This is a genomic window from Exiguobacterium sp. EF_C8 (assembly GCF_054956715.1).
In genome coordinates this window covers 1011903-1027751 of sequence record NZ_CM143264.1, presented here as the reverse complement: position 1 = coordinate 1027751, position 15849 = coordinate 1011903, and the positions used below count along the sequence as shown (strand labels likewise).

Genomic DNA, 15849 nt, shown 5'->3' with positions numbered 1-15849 from the left:
ACGTAAAAAGGTCTCTTCCGTATGACGGGCGAGACCTTTCTTCTTCATTCAGCGAGACCGACACTCGACTTGATGTGATCTTCTGTTTCGATCGCCTGTAAGAGGAAATGTGCCACATCTGCACGATTGATTTGTTTCGCATCTTCCGGTACACCTGTATCCGCTTGGCGATAAAGCCCAGTCAACGGACCGTTCAGTAAACGGAGTGGACGGGCTACCGTATAGTCAAGATCCGCCTGTTGCAGGAGCTCGATTGCTTGGCGGTGATCCTTCAGTGGATTCTTCAGAATCCGCTGAGCGAGCATCCCTTGCACACCCGGTAACTCATCATCGACACCGGCAGACGCGACATAACCGATCCGCTCTATCCCCTGTTTTTTCATCGCTGTCACGATCCGGACGAGACTTCGTTCTAAAAAGCCACTGTACGCAAGACTCTCCGTACCGAGAGCTGTCAGGACAGCATCTTTTCCGGCAACAGCAGCTGTTACCGCTTCTTGATCGAGCACGTCGCCCTTTACGACTTGTAACCGTTCGTCATGTAGTGTCAGTTTTTCTGGACTGCGGACAAATGCTGTGACCTCATGCCCGTGATCAATCGCCTGTTTGACTAGTTCTTGTCCAGTTTGACCAGTCGCTCCAAAAATAATCAGTTTCATACGAAACATCCTTTCTCTTTCAAGATCCACTGATTCAATCATACCCTTACCACTTGAAAATGAATCGTCTCACCTTGTCTTTATTTTCAGAAAATTGTTTTTATTTGTTAACACTGTATGCTAAAATCTTCCTAAGTACATATGGATATTTTTTCCTTAAACAACTAAATCATCGTTCTCAAAAATCACCCTATCTTTATACATCAGATGTGTCTTCACATGTCCACGATCTCGTGATCCGCTTTGAACAACAACTAGCACGCTACTCAACCATTTGACCTTGGAGGGATTTCCTATGAAACTACAACAATTAAAAGATCAACTCAATTCCATCTATCTCGGTAAACCGGACGTCATCGATCTTTGTCTGACGGCACTCATCGCAGAAGGACATATTCTATTAGAAGATGTACCGGGAACAGGGAAAACGATGCTCGCCAAAGCGCTCGCCCAAAGCTTTGAGAGTGCCTTCTCCCGGATTCAATTTACGGCGGATCTTCTCCCATCAGACGTCATCGGTTCGGATTTCTTCAACTTAAAGACACAGGAGTTCGAGAATAAACGCGGTCCATTGTTCGCGAACGTCGTCTTGATTGATGAGATCAACCGTGCTGTTCCGCGGACACAATCCGCACTGCTTGAAGCGATGGAAGAACGTCAAGTCTCGATCGGTGGAACGACCTATCAGATGCCCGCCCCATTTTTCGTCATCGCGACACAAAACCCGATTGAATCGGCAGGAACGTTCCCATTACCGGACGCCCAACTCGACCGGTTCATGGTCGCAATTGAAGTCGGTTATCCGGATTTCGAGAACGAACGGCGCTTATTGTCTGAGATTCTGACGAACGTCCGTCGGTCAGCTGTCGGCATCGCGTCAGGCGGTGACTTGATTTCCTGGCAGGAAGAGGCACGCCGCGTCCATGCATCACAAGACGTGCTCGATTACTTGCTCCATATCGTCCAAGCGACACGAAACCATGAACTCATTGAAGTCGGCGTCAGTCCGCGTGGAGCGATTGCATTACTTCGCGCCTCGCAAAGCTACGCATTCTTGAATCAACGCGACTTCATCATCCCGGAAGATATCAAATATCTTGCAAAACACGTCCTGTCTCATCGCCTGACACTGACACTTGAAGGTGGAATCAAGACGACGAAAGCGGCTGTCTTGACGCATATTCTGGACGACGTGCCGGTTCCGGTCGAGATGGGGTGACGAATCATGCAGATTGAACGTTCCGTCCCGTTTTGGCTTGAACGCCGACTCTTTCCACTGTACGTCGCGATGACGTTCATCTTCCTCTTCATTCCACGTCTGTCGATCCTCGGTTTTCTGTTCGCCGCCTTGGCGACGATTCATTTCGTCGTCGGTCGAACAGAAAAACAGCTCCGACGGGACGTGGCAATCGAATGGAAGCATTATGAAGCGTTGATGTTCAACCAAGAACAGACATCGCTCCATCTACAAGTCTTCGGTGTCGAATCTTTAAATCAGCTCGGACTCGAAGCGACGCTTCGTTTGCATACGGATGGTGGGGTCATCTTCCCGGAGATGGACCCGCTGCATCCGGCGACGTTTCATGCGGTGATTGACTCTGAAGACGCGGTAACAATACCGATTCAGACGGTTCGCCGCGGACCGGCGGAGTTCGATGAGATCATCTTGACGATTCGTTTGCCTTGGAAGATGGGCGTCTATCTCTTTACGTTCGATACGTATCCGTCGTTTACAGTCTTACCGTCCTTGACGGCGCAGGCGACGCCGCTTCTTTTACAGCGTTTACGTATCGGCGACCGACCAGATCGGTACTCGCCACTCAAGAACAAGCTCGTTCAGCTGGGTGCAAAACCCTATACGGCAGAACCGTCAAAAGAGATCGATTGGTATGCGACAGCGAAGACCGGTCGATTGCAGGCAAAAGTGTTCGAAACGAGTAATCAGGATACATTTACGATTGCCTTGAACTTATCTGCCCCGAGCGGTTACGGACTCCACCAACAATTTGAGACGTTCATCGAACAAGCGGCATTCCTGATCAGTGAATTAATCAAGGAGGGCTGTAAGATTGAACTGTTCTTGAATCGACTCGACGGAGCAAACCGGATGACACATCTCTCGTTACAAGAAGGCCAACCACAATTAAAGCATGTCTTAATGACCCTCTCGACGGTCTCGACGCGTGATTCGTTCATCGCGACACAACAGTTCGAACGCTATGTACTGCGCCGGAAACATATGAACAGTCAGTTGATCCAAATTGGCAATGACCGGATCCTCGCCATCGGCTGAGGATCCAAAGAAAGGAGTTTTTCGCCTCATGGTGTTTATCGCCCGAAAATCAATTCAGCTTATCGTGGCATTTTTTGTCTTGATTGCGATCAGCGCCCTTCCGGCGCTTGTCGCGCAAATGAAATTCAACCCAGCAAGCTACTGGGAAGGTCTGAAGCAACAATTTGCTCAATTAACGAAACTTGATGAGATTACCTATTTCAACGTAACCGCTCAAAAGGAATTCTTGTTGCTTCCTACCATCAGTCCATTCATTAAAGAGACGTTGATCATCTTTACGACAGCTATGCTGGTCTCCGCTGTGTGTGCGATTTTTTATGCTTATTTGTTTTATCGGAGTGGTCGCAAAACACGCATGATGCTGAAACAAACGACTCGGACGCTTGAGATGGTTCCGGATCTGTTCTGGATCATTCTTTCGCAATTCCTTGTCCTCTATCTGTTTAAAACGACCGGGTATGACAAAATCGAAATTGCGGGATCCTATGCTGAGTACATTCGTTTTTTACCGATTCTTACGCTAACGTTGACAACACTATTCTTCTTCATCAAATGGTTAACGACGCAAGTACTCGAACAGGAAGCTGCTCCTTTCCTTGAACTCGCACGGGCTAAAGGCATTCGTCCTGCCGCTCTTTTCTGGAAACATTTGATTCCGACAATGATCTATCGGTTTTATCTGTTTTTCCGAGCGAACATCATTACGGTATTATCGAGTCTCGTGATCATTGAATACACGTTCGAAGTGCAAGGTATGTTCCGGTTCGTCTTTTATAATGGACAAATGCCGGTTTTGATGGTCATCTTGTTCTTAATCTATCTGCCGATTTTCATCATTGATTTGTTGGCAGAATGGCTTATTCCTAACGCCTGGAAAGGGGGGATTTGATGCGTCGTACTTTGATGCGAGATCCTGTCTTCTGGCTATGTTTATTTTTACTCACTGGTTTACTGCTCCTTAGTTTTGGAAATACGATCTTTCGTGATGGTCAAGTCGATCAAATCTCGAACCGGTATGCTGAAGACGGTACGTTCCTTGCGACGTCACCACTAAAACCGTCAAGTGATCAATGGCTCGGTACAGACCGCTCTGGCTATGACCTCTTTCAATTGATGATTGAAGGATTTAAATGGACAGCCGGTATTTGTATGATTGTTGCGCTCGGTCGAATGTTTCTTTCACTGGTCATCGCAATTCCGCTAGCTTTCCGAAGTGCTCGCGTCAATCGATACTTAAAACTTGTTTTTGATGGATTTTTAGTTTTACCGCTCTCTCTTGTCGCGTTGCTCATTTTGCTTCCATCACTTACGTTCTTTGATTCGACTGCTATCCCACCACTTTTTGATCGTGTATCGTTTGAATTGATTGTCTTGATTTTGCTTGGTCTCCCCTCTTTATCGCTTTATCTGATTGCTGAGACCCGCCAGTTACTTAGTCAAGAGTTCATGATTGTCGCCCAGACGCTTGGTGGCAGTCCGTGGCATCGGTTCAGACGCCATATTTGGCCACATCTTGTTCCAACGTTGACAATCGTTTTTATGCAACAGTTCATCCAAACGTTGATGTTACTCGTCCACTTATCGCTCTTTGATATTTTCTTTGCCGGAACAGTTAATTTACATGTAGGAACTGCTCCAACGATCTTTGAATGGTCATCGATGTTTGGCTATTACTACAATCAGTTTTCGGCGACGTCGTGGCTCAACCATATGTTCCTCGTTCCACTGATTGGACTAGCATTAGTCGTCTTTTTCAGCAATCTATTCATGAGTCGACTCGAACGGGCTTTCCGCTTCCGCCAGCAACTAAAACCAATCAAGCTATCGGCATCTCGTGCTCAAGACGAAGCAGCCGCGACGTCGATGGTTGATCCCTTTACACCCGTTGCACTGAAGTCCCATCACGATTCTGATTGACAATCCATTTTTTTCCTCTTACACTAGAAAAAAACATGAAATGAGGGCGTCCAATGTAAATCATTCTGAATTCTCACTCCTAACTAAATACGTACGATATGGAGGTCATTCAGAATGAACCGGTTTACGCTTTTATTGGTCAGTCAATGGATTGCGAATGCGGGAGATGCGCTCTATATCGTCTCTCTGATCGCAATGATTTATCAAACGACAGGGCAAGCGAGTCTCGCTGCCCTATTTCCCGTTCTCGTCACAGCAGGCATGACAGGAAGCGGCTTCTTATTCGCCCAAGTCGCTCAACGTGTTCCCCATGCCTCGTTGTTGTTCGGCAGTCAACTCCTCAAGACGATTCTCTTAGGCATCATCTGGGGACTTGATTTACCACTGCCACTTATCCTCGCACTCGTTGGATGTATCGCTTTCTTCGACGGATTTGCTCGTCCGATCGAAAGTGCCTTCATCCCTCGACTGTGTCAGGATGTCCAAAAGGCTAACAGTCTCGTACAAGGTTCGAATCAAGTGATTCAGCTCATCATGTGGCCGCTCGGCGCCATTCTGGTCAGCTGGTTATCGCCGCTTTCCGTCTTGTCCGTCTCGGCCGGTCTGTTTTTAGGTGCTAGTCTCATCAGCTATCTGTTTTACCGGAGTGTCCGTACTTTAGCTGATGCCGCAATGGATGGTGAAGATGTTTCTTTCCGGTCGAGTATTCGCTACACGCAATCGCATTCTTTCGCGAAAGCCAACACGTTTCTCGTTGGAATCGATGCGTTCGTCAGTACGGCTTGGATTTCTGCTCTGTTCCTCGTCTACATCGACACCCACTTCCAGTTATCAGAACACTGGTGGGGTATCTTGAACGCCTTCTATCTGCTGAGCATGATTGCCGGCAGTTACATGATGTTACGTCGTCGTGGAACGCGTTCGTTGCTTTATCGTAGTATCGGCTTTTCGATTGCTGCGACCTTCTTGTTTGCTTTCGCTCCAATCGTCACACTTGCCGTGATCGCTTGTCTGTTCCAAGGGTTTGCGAGTCAAGTCCGGGCGATCGAGCTGAATACGTTGTTGCAGACGACGACACCACTCGAACGGTTACCGTATGTCTATAGCGTGCAACAAACCGTGTATGCACTCTGTTTCTGCCTCGGCAGTCTATTGTTCGGATGGCTTGCCGATTTATTTGCGATCGAGCTCGTCTATGCGCTCGCAGGAGCCCTCTCCTTGTTGATGTGGCAACCGGCTCGCCAGGTATTAGCACGTTCCTCTCAGGAGCAACGACACGTGTCGTAATAAATGACAGTCAAAAGGACAAAGGTCAAAGCACCTTTGTCCTTTTTTTGATTCAGTTCTGACGCATTCGCGTCACACTATACAACAGAAGCAACATAAGTGAGACGAGACCGAGCGCGGCATAGGTCATCTGAAGCGAGAAGACACGTTCGACGAAGACGAACAGCGTACCGGTTCCAAGCACAGCTAACCGCTCAATGACTGAGATCAGCGACGTAAACGTTGCACGTCCATTTGGCGGCGCAACTTCTTGGATGACAGTGGTCAAATAAGGCTCAGCCCAACCATAGCACAAGTACAGCGTCCCGAGTAACCCGATACTGACGAGCGGAGAGGCAACCGACAATCCGGCAAGACACACGATATAGATCATCGCCCATCCGACCGGCGATCGAAACTGTGATAAGGACGCGCCGGTCGCCTGCATGATTTGAAATAACACGAAAACGAATCCGAAATGGACCATCGGTATCGTTTGATCCCGTAGATAAAGTTGCCAAAACTCATCGACGAAATCAATCGTCACCCCGTATAACAAGACAAGACAAAGAATTCGGACGTAGACGCGTCGAAACGAAAAACCGTTTAGCAATGTCTTTAATGAACTCGTCTCTCCGTCTTGTTCTCGCGATGCTTCCTTTAAGAAAAACGTCAGTAGTACTGTTCCGAGCAATACCCACCAAGATACGTGATAGTGCCAAATCAAGTCTACCGATCGCACAGCGTAACTCCCCACAAGTCCTGCGAGTCCTGACGTCAATAAACCACCGATTGAAATCACTCGCCAGACCGTCTCGAATCGCTCTTCTCTCCTATGCATTCGTAACGTTTCATAGACGTGGGCTTCAAGCGTTCCACTAAGTGCTGCGCCACCGATGCCGGCAAGGACCATCGCTAAGAGGAAGGCAGGTAATGAGTGCGCTTCAATCAACACCGTAAACGATAACCACTCACATACGAAACCAGCCAGAATGAACGTCTTTCTGCCCCACCGATCGGATAACAAACCGAACGGGACCTCACCAATCAACATGACCCAAGCAAAGACGATTTCTGCGATGACGACGTCGGCAATGCTCATTCCCCGGTCTTCCCAGTAAAAGCGCTCAATCACATACGCTGGAATGAACGAACTACTGGCTTCGATCAGGATCCAAAGAATGAACGATCGTCGGACTTAACAAGGCCATCTGCTTCGCCGCATCTCCTCACTTCCTTTCTATTTGATAGTAGTTAATTCCCGTTTTGCAGATGAAACCAACAAAAAAACGCCCTTTGATTAAAAAATCAAAGAACGCTTTTGACATTAACATTCATCTGCCGATTCCGTGACCGGTACGACGGACTGGACGATCGGTAGTTCGACGATGAACGCGGACCCGACACCTTCCGTTGATTCGACATGAATCATTCCTTCGTGCGAACGAACGATTTCCTGACAAATCGCAAGACCAAGACCGGTACCGCCGATTTTTCGACTATCCGAATTATCGACTCGGTAAAACTTACTAAACAGTTGTGGTAACGCGTGACGCGGAATGCCGATTCCCTCATCTTCGATCTTCAGCTGGACACGATCTTCGACTTGACGCATCGTGATCGTGATTTGACCACCATCCGGTGAATACTTGATTGCATTGTTGATCAGGTTCGTGAACAGCTGACGCATTTTTTGTTCGTCAGCATGAATCCGCCCCGTCGTCGTTTCTTCAAAATCAAGGACTAGCTCGTGATCTTTTGCCGAAGCCGTATGGAACTCGACCGTTTCCTGAATGACTTTCGTCAAATCAAGCGGTTTGAAGTCATATTGTTGCTGACTCGATTCCATGCGCTGGACATCGAGGAAGTCGTTGACGAGATTCGTCAACCGTTCGGTTTCTGCATGAATCGTCTCGAGATACCGTTGACGTTTTGATTCCTGGACGTCGCGCGCAAGCATCAATTCCGTGTAGCCGTAAATCGAGGCAAGCGGTGTCCGCAACTCATGCGAGACAGTCGAGACGAATTCCGATTTCATCCGGTCGATCGCTGTCTCTGCCGTCACGTCACGTAAGACGAGCATCGTACCGCGGAAACAACCACCGTAATGAATTTCCTCTGCATACAGCGTGACGAATCGCTCTTCCTTGTTTAAGGACAACGCCAAGCTCTCCGTCGGAATTTCCTGACTGCAGACATGATCCATGTAGGTTAAGAACGCCTCATGTTGATCGACTTGCACTGCCAACTCTTCGATTTTGACGTCGAGCGTCATCAATCCTTCTTCCGCCACTTGATCGTGCGCCGGATGATGGAATAAAGCGAGCAATGGTTTATTGGCAAAAATCGTCTCTCCTTCGATATAGATGACCGCTTCCCGAATCGAATGGAGAAGTTTGGACGTCTTTTCCCGTTCTCGTTCGACTTCTTCAAAGACACGCATCCGGAGCAAGGAGAGTGCCAATTGACGGGAGAACGACCAGATTTCGTTCGTCTGCTCTTCCGTAAAGGCATCCCGGTAACGGACGAGATAAATGCTTGCAATCATTGTGTTCGTCGCTGGATCCATCACCGGTACGACGATTTCGTACATCGCGTACGGATATGGGAGCGGATGATGACTCGCGACTTGTTTCGTCGAGCGAACAGCACGCTTGTTTTGACGTGTGCGTTCGAGTAATGACGTCGAAGCATGTAATAACTGGTGCTCCTGAGCTTCCGTCATCCCGTAAGAGACGAGATCCGTATAGCGGTCTTGCTCTAGGAAGACGATTGCTCCGAGCTCCGCATCGGTGATCGTAATCAATTTTTCGATGATCGCCGGATACGCCGTCAACGTTTCGCGAGACGCAAGTGTCTCGGTCAACTCATTGCGATAACGCAAATGGGTCTCGTTACGTAATGTGATGTCGAGTGCTTCTTCGAGTTCTTCCTGTTGCGATTGAAGTTCTTCTTGCTGGGCAATTAATTCTTCCTGTTGACTTTGTAGTTCGTCGTTACTTGCGACGAGTTGATGTTTTTGCCCGGAAATGGCGGCTGCCATCTGGTTGAACGTCGTCGTCAACTCACCAATCTCATCTTGACGATTCGTGATGACGATCGGTGTCGCATCCTCACCTTTAGCGAGTCGTCCACTTTCCCGGTTCAACTGACGCAACTGACGCGTCAAGCGGCGGACGAATGGTCGGACGAAAACGAGAGTAATCAATAAGAGGATTGCAATATTGACGGCTCCGAGAATTTGCGACGAGTTGACTTGTTTACCAAGCTGCTCTTGCGCCGCCATCTCTTGATCGTTTAAGGAATTACGATATTTTGTGAAGACCGTCTCCATATCAACGATACTTGAACTCATATCAGCTGCACTCTTCGTCTTGATGTTGAACTTCCGCTGTGGATCGAGTGGTTTTGATTTCGTGACCTTTCCAAGCGTCGGCATCTTCAAGAACGGTTCCGTCACTTTGCCGTCTTTTTTCGCCGCGACATAATTGACGAGGCTCGGCATGACGCGTTGGGTATACGCTGTATAGAGTTCCCGTGCGTCCGTTGCATACTGCCGTTCTTCTTTGAAGCGTGCATTGCGCTCGAACCAAGTCGTTTGTTGATTGATGCCATTTTTCTTTGCTTCGATTTCTTTTAACATCTCTTCGTCACCAAGCAAGACGAAGCCACGCATCTCGTACTGCATGCTTTGCCATGATTCGTACAAATCGGTCGCCCGTGTCCGATGTTCGTTTAACATCTTTAATTCTTGGCGTGATTCATCCACCTGTTGTTTCGTATATAGGTAGACACCACCTGTCGTTAGCAGCAGTGTCAGAAAAATCACATAAAACGCAGACATGATTTGCCGTCCAATCGTTCGATTCAGCCATGTTTTCATTAAAGGAATTCAACTCCTTTCCCTTTATCTTTCTCCAGCAATAAAGGTATTCCCGTCCATTCATTGTAAACTTTTTTCAATCGATACACAGCATTCTGCTCAAAAAGATTTCAATTTCATACAACTTTAATCTAAATCGTTGTATATGACAATTAGATGTCACGATTCAATCGTTTCCAACAAAAAAAGAGCCCAGCAGGACTCTTTTCAATGATGATGGTGGTGACTATGGCTCCGAACTGGCTGTTCATCCGCTAAATGATCCGCATCCAAAATGCCAAGTCGTAAATACTGGGCTAAGACTTGTTTTTCAGTCGTTTCAGAAATCTGATCTGCTCCTTGAATGAGCCTTAAAATACCGGTCGCAATCCGTAACGGTTCAAGGTTCGTCTTTTCGACCGGAAAACTTGTTAGCGTTTCTAAGTAAGCGACGTAGTTTAGTGCATCTGATTCCACTGGACTGACAAGACGCGCTGCATGCTCGCGCAGTTGTTGCGTCAATGAATTTGTTGAGATTCCTTTTGAGGCTGAAGAGATGACTCCGAACAGAATGAAACCGATGATGAGAACGAAAAATCCGACCATGAAAATCGGCATACCTGAAAAGAAGCCGTCGCCTCCCAGTTCGCTTTCCATGAATGCTACTGTGAACATGATGAGCCCTCCAAATGAATAGAATAATAACGATCACTTATCCTACGTTATCCTCTTCAAGAAAGTTTCACCTAGTTAGGTAGTTTTTGTAATTCGGCTTGGAACCAGTCTTCAACGAAGAAGCGTTCCGTCTCCGTCTCGATTTGATACGAATACAACACCTCAAAGTCACCCTCTGTCAACATCGGTAACGTCAATTCGCGTACGAGTTGACGTAACTCCTCCGTCAGTTCAGCTTCATAGCGGATGAATCCATCTTCCCGGTGCTCGACTTCCGTCAAGTATGGGAGGAGGATATGCTTGCCGAATGATTGTGGATCATCGATGACTTCTGCTGTCACACCGAATAGTTCTTCTGCTTCTTCGACGAGTCCTTCTGCTGACTGCACCTCAATATGATCCGGAAACCAGACCGTTAAGCGGTGCCCTTCCTGTAAAAGTCGTTCAAAGACAGGACGAAACGTTTGATTTTGAATCAGTTCGTATTGCATCAGTCTTCCCCTTTCGTGAATTCAAATTTTAATTGATCGCGTTCGAGATAAAGCATCGCCTTGAACTGGCGGGCATTCTTCTTCATCTCGAGTGGCTTCGTTTTTTGTCCAGCGAGTACCTTTTTGACTTCCGTTTGTGTCAATCGAGCACCAAGGATCGTTTTCGGTAACGTAAAGCCGCAGTTGTTTTTTTGATACCCACTACAACCATAGAACTTCCCACGATCAAGAACCGCTGATTGGCACAGCGGGCACGGACCAACCGGACGATTTGTCGCACCACGCGGGGATTTACTCTTGACTTGCGTCGGATCAACAGCGAGTTGTTCGATCCGTTGCTTGGCATCACCGACGAGATGCTCCGACAGTTTCTTCGCCTGTTCAATGAACTGGGCGGCAGACGCTTCCCCTTTACCGATTTGCTCGAGACGGCTCTCCCACTTCGCTGTCATCTCTGGCGAAGCAAGAATACTCCCCGTCACGGCATCGATCAATATCCGCCCTTTTGGTGTCGGATGAATCTCTTTTTTGACGAGTTTGATGTATTCCCGCCGTTTTAGTCCGTCGATAATCCCGGCACGAGTTGCTTCCGTCCCGAGTCCCTCGACTTCCTTCATGATCGCTTGCAGCTCATCTTCAAGCAACTTACCGGCTGTTTTCATACCGAGGATGAGTGTCCCTTCTGTATAACGTTTCGGTGGCTCCGTTTGTTTCTCAAGCAGACGACAGCCTTTGATCGGCATCTCTTGTCCTTGTTCGACGGCTGGCAATTCGACTTCCTTCGATTCGATTTGTAAGACCTGTTTAAAGCCCGGATCAATCGTCCGACTGCCACGTGTCAAAAAGCGGTCCATCTCGCGTGTCGTTACGATTTCTGTCTTCTCCGAGACAGCGTCCGGTGCAAAGGCGGCAAGGAATCGACGGACAATCAAGTCATAGACTTGCGCATCTCGTCCCGAGAGCTTGGCAACGGCACCCGCCTCTTCTGTTGGAATGATCGCATAGTGATCGCTGACCTTTGCCGAATTGACGTAGCGTTTATCGTTAGCTGGATTGTTCGTCAGGACATCCTTGATCGGGCTATACTCTGCTTGCATCAGTAATCGATCAAGAATGACTGGGAACTGTCCCGCCTCCTCTTTCGTCACGAACGACGAGTCCGTTCGCGGATAACTGATCCAACCACGGATATAGAGTTTTTGCGCGATATCGAGCGTCTCTTTTGCACCGAGACCAAACCGTCGGCTCGCTTCTGTTTGTAAGAGCGACAAACTGAACCAAAACGGTGGACGTTCCGTCTGCCGCTTTTTCTCGATTGATGCGACGATGCCGGTTCCTTTTGTCCGATTCACGATCGCTTGTGCCTGTTCCCTGTCACTCAGCTTCGTCTGTTTCTTCGCATTGATGTATTTCCCTTTGTATCGCGTAAAATCCGCTTCGACTTCATAATACGTCTCCGGTTGGAAATTCTCGATTTGTTTTTCCCGTTCGACGATCAGTGCGAGTGTCGGTGTCTGGACCCGTCCGAGGGAAAAGACATCAGCGATGCCCTTCTTTTTCAGTAACGTCGTATAGGCACGTGACGCATTCATCCCGATCAGCCAATCGGCGCAAGCGCGACTCATCGCCTCATGAAAAATGTTCTCCGTTTCCTTTCCATCGAGCAGGTTCGCAAACCCATGGTCAACGGCTTGAGGCGTCAGACTCGAAATCCAGAGTCGTTGCAACGGTTTTGCGTTGTTCGCGAGACGTAAGATCAATCGGACGATTGCCTCTCCCTCTCGCTCGGCATCCGATGCTATAATGATGGAAGTCGTCGTCCGCTCATTCAATAATTTTTTGATGACTTGGTACGGTTTACTTTTACCTTTTGCCAGTCGGTAATCAAATCGTTCCGGGATAATTGGCAAATGGTCATAGTTCCATCGTTTCCACTTGGCGTCATAATGCGCCGGCTCCTGCAGTTCGCATAAATGTCCAACCGCGTAGGCGAGTTTTGCCCCTTGCGGAAATCGGTCACACGGTTTGATTTCGATGTAGCCGTCCCGCTTCACAGACGGATACGGAGCTGCCAGTTTTTCAGCTTGTTTTGGTTTTTCAGCAATGATCAATTGCACACGCTTCACCCTCATTTCCTTACTTCAGACATGTGGAGGTACCCATGCCCTATTTTACGTTATTCATGGCTTTATTCTTTATTTCAACATCGGCAATCTTCGTCAAATGGGCGGAGACCCCGATCGAGGCTGTCGCCTTTTACCGCATGCTGTTCTCGACCTTATTGTTGCTCCCACTCATTCGCTTGAAGGAACTTTTGCAACTCAGTTCGTCGACGATTCGGCATATGCTATTAAGTGGCATTTTGCTCGCCGGGCATTTTTGGCTGTGGTTTCTCTCTCTTGATTATACGACAGTTGCGAGCTCAACGCTCTTCGTGACCGCAAGTCCGATTTTTGTCCTTGCCGGTAACGCGTTATTTTTTAAACAACACCCGTCGCGCAAGGCACTCCTGTTCGTCGCTGTCGCCTTGTTCGGTGGCGGTCTCGTCGCTTACGGAGATATCGCCGTCGGCATGCGCGCCTTGATCGGGGACGGTCTTGCTTTGCTCGCAACGATTTTAGTCGCTGGTTACTGGTTGCTCGGTCAACACGTCCGCACAAGCGTTTCGACGAATCTCTATTCGTTCGGTGTCTATGCCGTCGCGTCGATCGTTCTGCTTTTATTATCGTTGATTCAATCAACGAATCTCGTCGCTGCGTTTCAACAGGATTGGTGGCTATATATTCTTCTTGCCGTCTTCCCGACGCTACTCGGTCACAATTTATTCAACTGGGCGCTCGCTCGTGTCAGCGCTAGCATCGTCAGCATCACGATCCTTGGCGAAGCGGTTTGGGGCATGATCTTTGGGTATTATCTGTTTAATGAGAAGTTAACATGGATTCAAATCACCGGTGCCGCTTTACTCTTGATTGGAATTGGATTGTTCCTCCGACGCAATGAACGTGATATTCGTGAACAGCTCGCCCATCGTGAAAGTGCCACTAGTCAATCTTCCTCATGACAAAAGCGAACCAGGATGATCATCATCCTGGTTCGCTTTTTCGTTACGATCGTGGATCGTCAGGTCGGACTTTCGGTAAACGCCATGTCATCACAAACGCGAGAATGGCACAGAGAACACCACCGATGAAGACGTAACGTAATCCATGCGACAACGCAATTTCTGCCGCATACTGCACGTCTTGCCCGAACGTTTTAGCCGTACTTGATTGAAAGAATGGATCAATCGCGTATCCTGAAAGCGTATCTGACGCTGCAAACGAACGAAGGATGGATAAGTTGAAGATCGTACCGAAGATCGCAACACCGAGCGTCTGTCCCGTCGTACTCAAGAACGAGTTGACGGCCGTCGCTGAACCACGAAGTGACCAATCGACGGATGTCTGCAAGACGACCATGAAGACGGGTTGTGAGAGACCAAAACCAATTCCGATCAGCGAAACGGCAAGATAGATGAAAACATCACTTGATTCGCGCGTGATCAACGATAAAATTACTGTACCGACGATCAGCAGCCCCATTCCTGTCATCGTCCGGTACCGGGGTGAGGCGACACCAATCGTCCGTCCACCGATGATGGCGGTCAGCGTCCAAAAAAGCGACAGTGGCATCAACATGAAACCAGCTTCGGTCGGACTCTTCCCGAGTACCCCTTGGGCAAAAATCGGAATATACGCTGACATCGAGACGAGCACCCAGGCGGAAAAGAAGACCGCTAAGTTGATCACGAGAATGACCGGATGGCGAATGACTGCTGGTGGCAAGAGTGGATCGCTCGCCTTTTTCTCGACCCGATAAAACGTGAACAATAATACGAAACTAATGAAAAAGCTCGCTAGAATGATCGGCCGCAAGAACGTCTCCGACTCACTGCCCGACAATAAACCGTACAGAAACGCACTCATCCCGAGCGCAAACAATAAGGCACCCCGGTAATCGATTTTCCGCTCCGTTTCCCTGACCGTCTCTTTGTAGTAAACGACGATCATGAAAAACGATAATAAGGCAAACGGTACGTTTAGTAAGAAAATATACCGCCACGAAAGCGATTCGACGAGGAATCCACCGACGAGTGGTCCAGCGACACCCGAAATCCCCCACACGGCACTGAGCACTCCTTGGATTTTCCCTCGTTCCTCATATGTATACAAATCACCGATGATCGTCATTGCAATCGGTAATACAGCTCCTGCCCCGATGCCTTGGACGGCGCGGAAGACGATCAACATCTCCATCGATTGAGCGAGTCCACAGGCTAACGAAGCGACGGTGAAGACGCCGATCCCGAATAACAGAACCCGTTTTCGACCATATAAATCTGCCATCTTGCCGTAAATCGGTGTTGATACCGCCATGAACAACAAGAACCCAGCAAAGATCCAACTGACTAATTTCGCCCCGTTCAATTCACTCGCCATGACAGGTGTTGCCGTTGCGACGATCGTCCCCTCAATCGCGGCTAAAAACGTCGCGAGCAACAAGGCGACGGTTACTTTTTTCCTCATTTGTTCCACTTCCCCTCTACTGTTCTATCATACTGGTTGAACCAGTGATAAGAAAAGTAAATGCTTATGAAACAGGATTCGCGGGAACGGTATGGAATGGTATACACTAGACTCAGATTCA

Annotated in this window: 13 protein-coding genes; 6 read left to right on the top strand and 7 right to left on the bottom strand. The window is 48.3% G+C overall.

Going from position 1 to position 15849, the window contains the following annotated elements; translation table 11 throughout:
• Positions 1-44: 44 nt before the first annotated feature.
• The gene (locus tag ACY2IG_RS05305; protein WP_462618449.1) at positions 45-659 is read right to left on the bottom strand and encodes an NAD(P)-dependent oxidoreductase; all 615 of its coding nucleotides are present in this window, start codon (positions 657-659) and stop codon (positions 45-47) included.
• 295 nt (positions 660-954) lie between these two features.
• Here ACY2IG_RS05305 and ACY2IG_RS05300 point away from each other — a divergent pair, with 295 nt between their 5' ends.
• From ACY2IG_RS05300 to ACY2IG_RS05280, 5 genes are all read left to right on the top strand, one after another.
• On the top strand, positions 955-1878 hold the full coding sequence (locus ACY2IG_RS05300; RefSeq protein ID WP_029341157.1) for an AAA family ATPase: 924 nt from the start codon (positions 955-957) through the stop codon (positions 1876-1878).
• A 6-nt stretch (positions 1879-1884) separates the two neighbouring features.
• Positions 1885-2952, top strand: coding sequence for a DUF58 domain-containing protein (locus ACY2IG_RS05295; RefSeq protein ID WP_462618448.1), 1068 nt, complete (start codon positions 1885-1887; stop codon positions 2950-2952).
• 28 nt (positions 2953-2980) lie between these two features.
• On the top strand, positions 2981-3841 hold the full coding sequence (locus tag ACY2IG_RS05290) for an ABC transporter permease subunit (protein ID WP_368915687.1): 861 nt from the start codon (positions 2981-2983) through the stop codon (positions 3839-3841).
• Positions 3841-4869, top strand: a complete 1029-nt coding sequence (locus ACY2IG_RS05285; protein WP_462618447.1) for an ABC transporter permease subunit — start codon at positions 3841-3843, stop codon at positions 4867-4869. Before ACY2IG_RS05290 ends, ACY2IG_RS05285 begins: the two co-directional genes overlap by 1 nt.
• Before the next feature lie 114 nt (positions 4870-4983).
• Positions 4984-6156, top strand: a complete 1173-nt coding sequence (locus tag ACY2IG_RS05280; protein WP_462618446.1) for an MFS transporter — start codon at positions 4984-4986, stop codon at positions 6154-6156.
• Between the two features lie 52 nt (positions 6157-6208).
• On the opposite strand, the gene ACY2IG_RS05275 is transcribed toward ACY2IG_RS05280, so the two are convergent.
• The 5 genes from ACY2IG_RS05275 to ACY2IG_RS05255 form a co-directional block, all read right to left on the bottom strand.
• Positions 6209-7237: an MFS transporter gene (locus ACY2IG_RS05275; protein ID WP_462618445.1), complete on the bottom strand. Its 1029-nt coding sequence runs from the start codon at positions 7235-7237 to the stop codon at positions 6209-6211.
• A gap of 225 nt (positions 7238-7462) precedes the next feature.
• On the bottom strand, positions 7463-10018 hold the full coding sequence (locus ACY2IG_RS05270; protein WP_462618444.1) for an ATP-binding protein: 2556 nt from the start codon (positions 10016-10018) through the stop codon (positions 7463-7465).
• Between the two features lie 207 nt (positions 10019-10225).
• Positions 10226-10672, bottom strand: coding sequence for a hypothetical protein (locus ACY2IG_RS05265; RefSeq protein WP_035408992.1), 447 nt, complete (start codon positions 10670-10672; stop codon positions 10226-10228).
• A gap of 71 nt (positions 10673-10743) precedes the next feature.
• A complete protein-coding gene (locus ACY2IG_RS05260) occupies positions 10744-11163 on the bottom strand; it encodes a hypothetical protein (RefSeq protein WP_035408994.1) in 420 nt (139 codons plus the stop codon).
• Complete coding sequence (locus ACY2IG_RS05255; RefSeq protein WP_462618443.1) at positions 11163-13280, bottom strand: DNA topoisomerase III; 2118 nt, start codon at positions 13278-13280, stop codon at positions 11163-11165. Before ACY2IG_RS05255 ends, ACY2IG_RS05260 begins: the two co-directional genes overlap by 1 nt.
• Before the next feature lie 65 nt (positions 13281-13345).
• Between ACY2IG_RS05255 and ACY2IG_RS05250 the strand changes: the two genes are divergently transcribed.
• Entirely contained in the window at positions 13346-14224 is an 879-nt protein-coding gene (locus ACY2IG_RS05250; protein WP_462618442.1) for a DMT family transporter, read from the top strand.
• 43 nt (positions 14225-14267) lie between these two features.
• Here the strand turns inward: ACY2IG_RS05250 and ACY2IG_RS05245 are convergent, their stop codons facing one another.
• Positions 14268-15728 carry an MDR family MFS transporter gene (locus ACY2IG_RS05245; RefSeq protein ID WP_426272890.1) on the bottom strand — a complete coding sequence of 487 codons (1461 nt, stop codon included), beginning with the start codon at positions 15726-15728 and terminating at the stop codon, positions 14268-14270.
• Positions 15729-15849 lie beyond the last annotated feature (121 nt).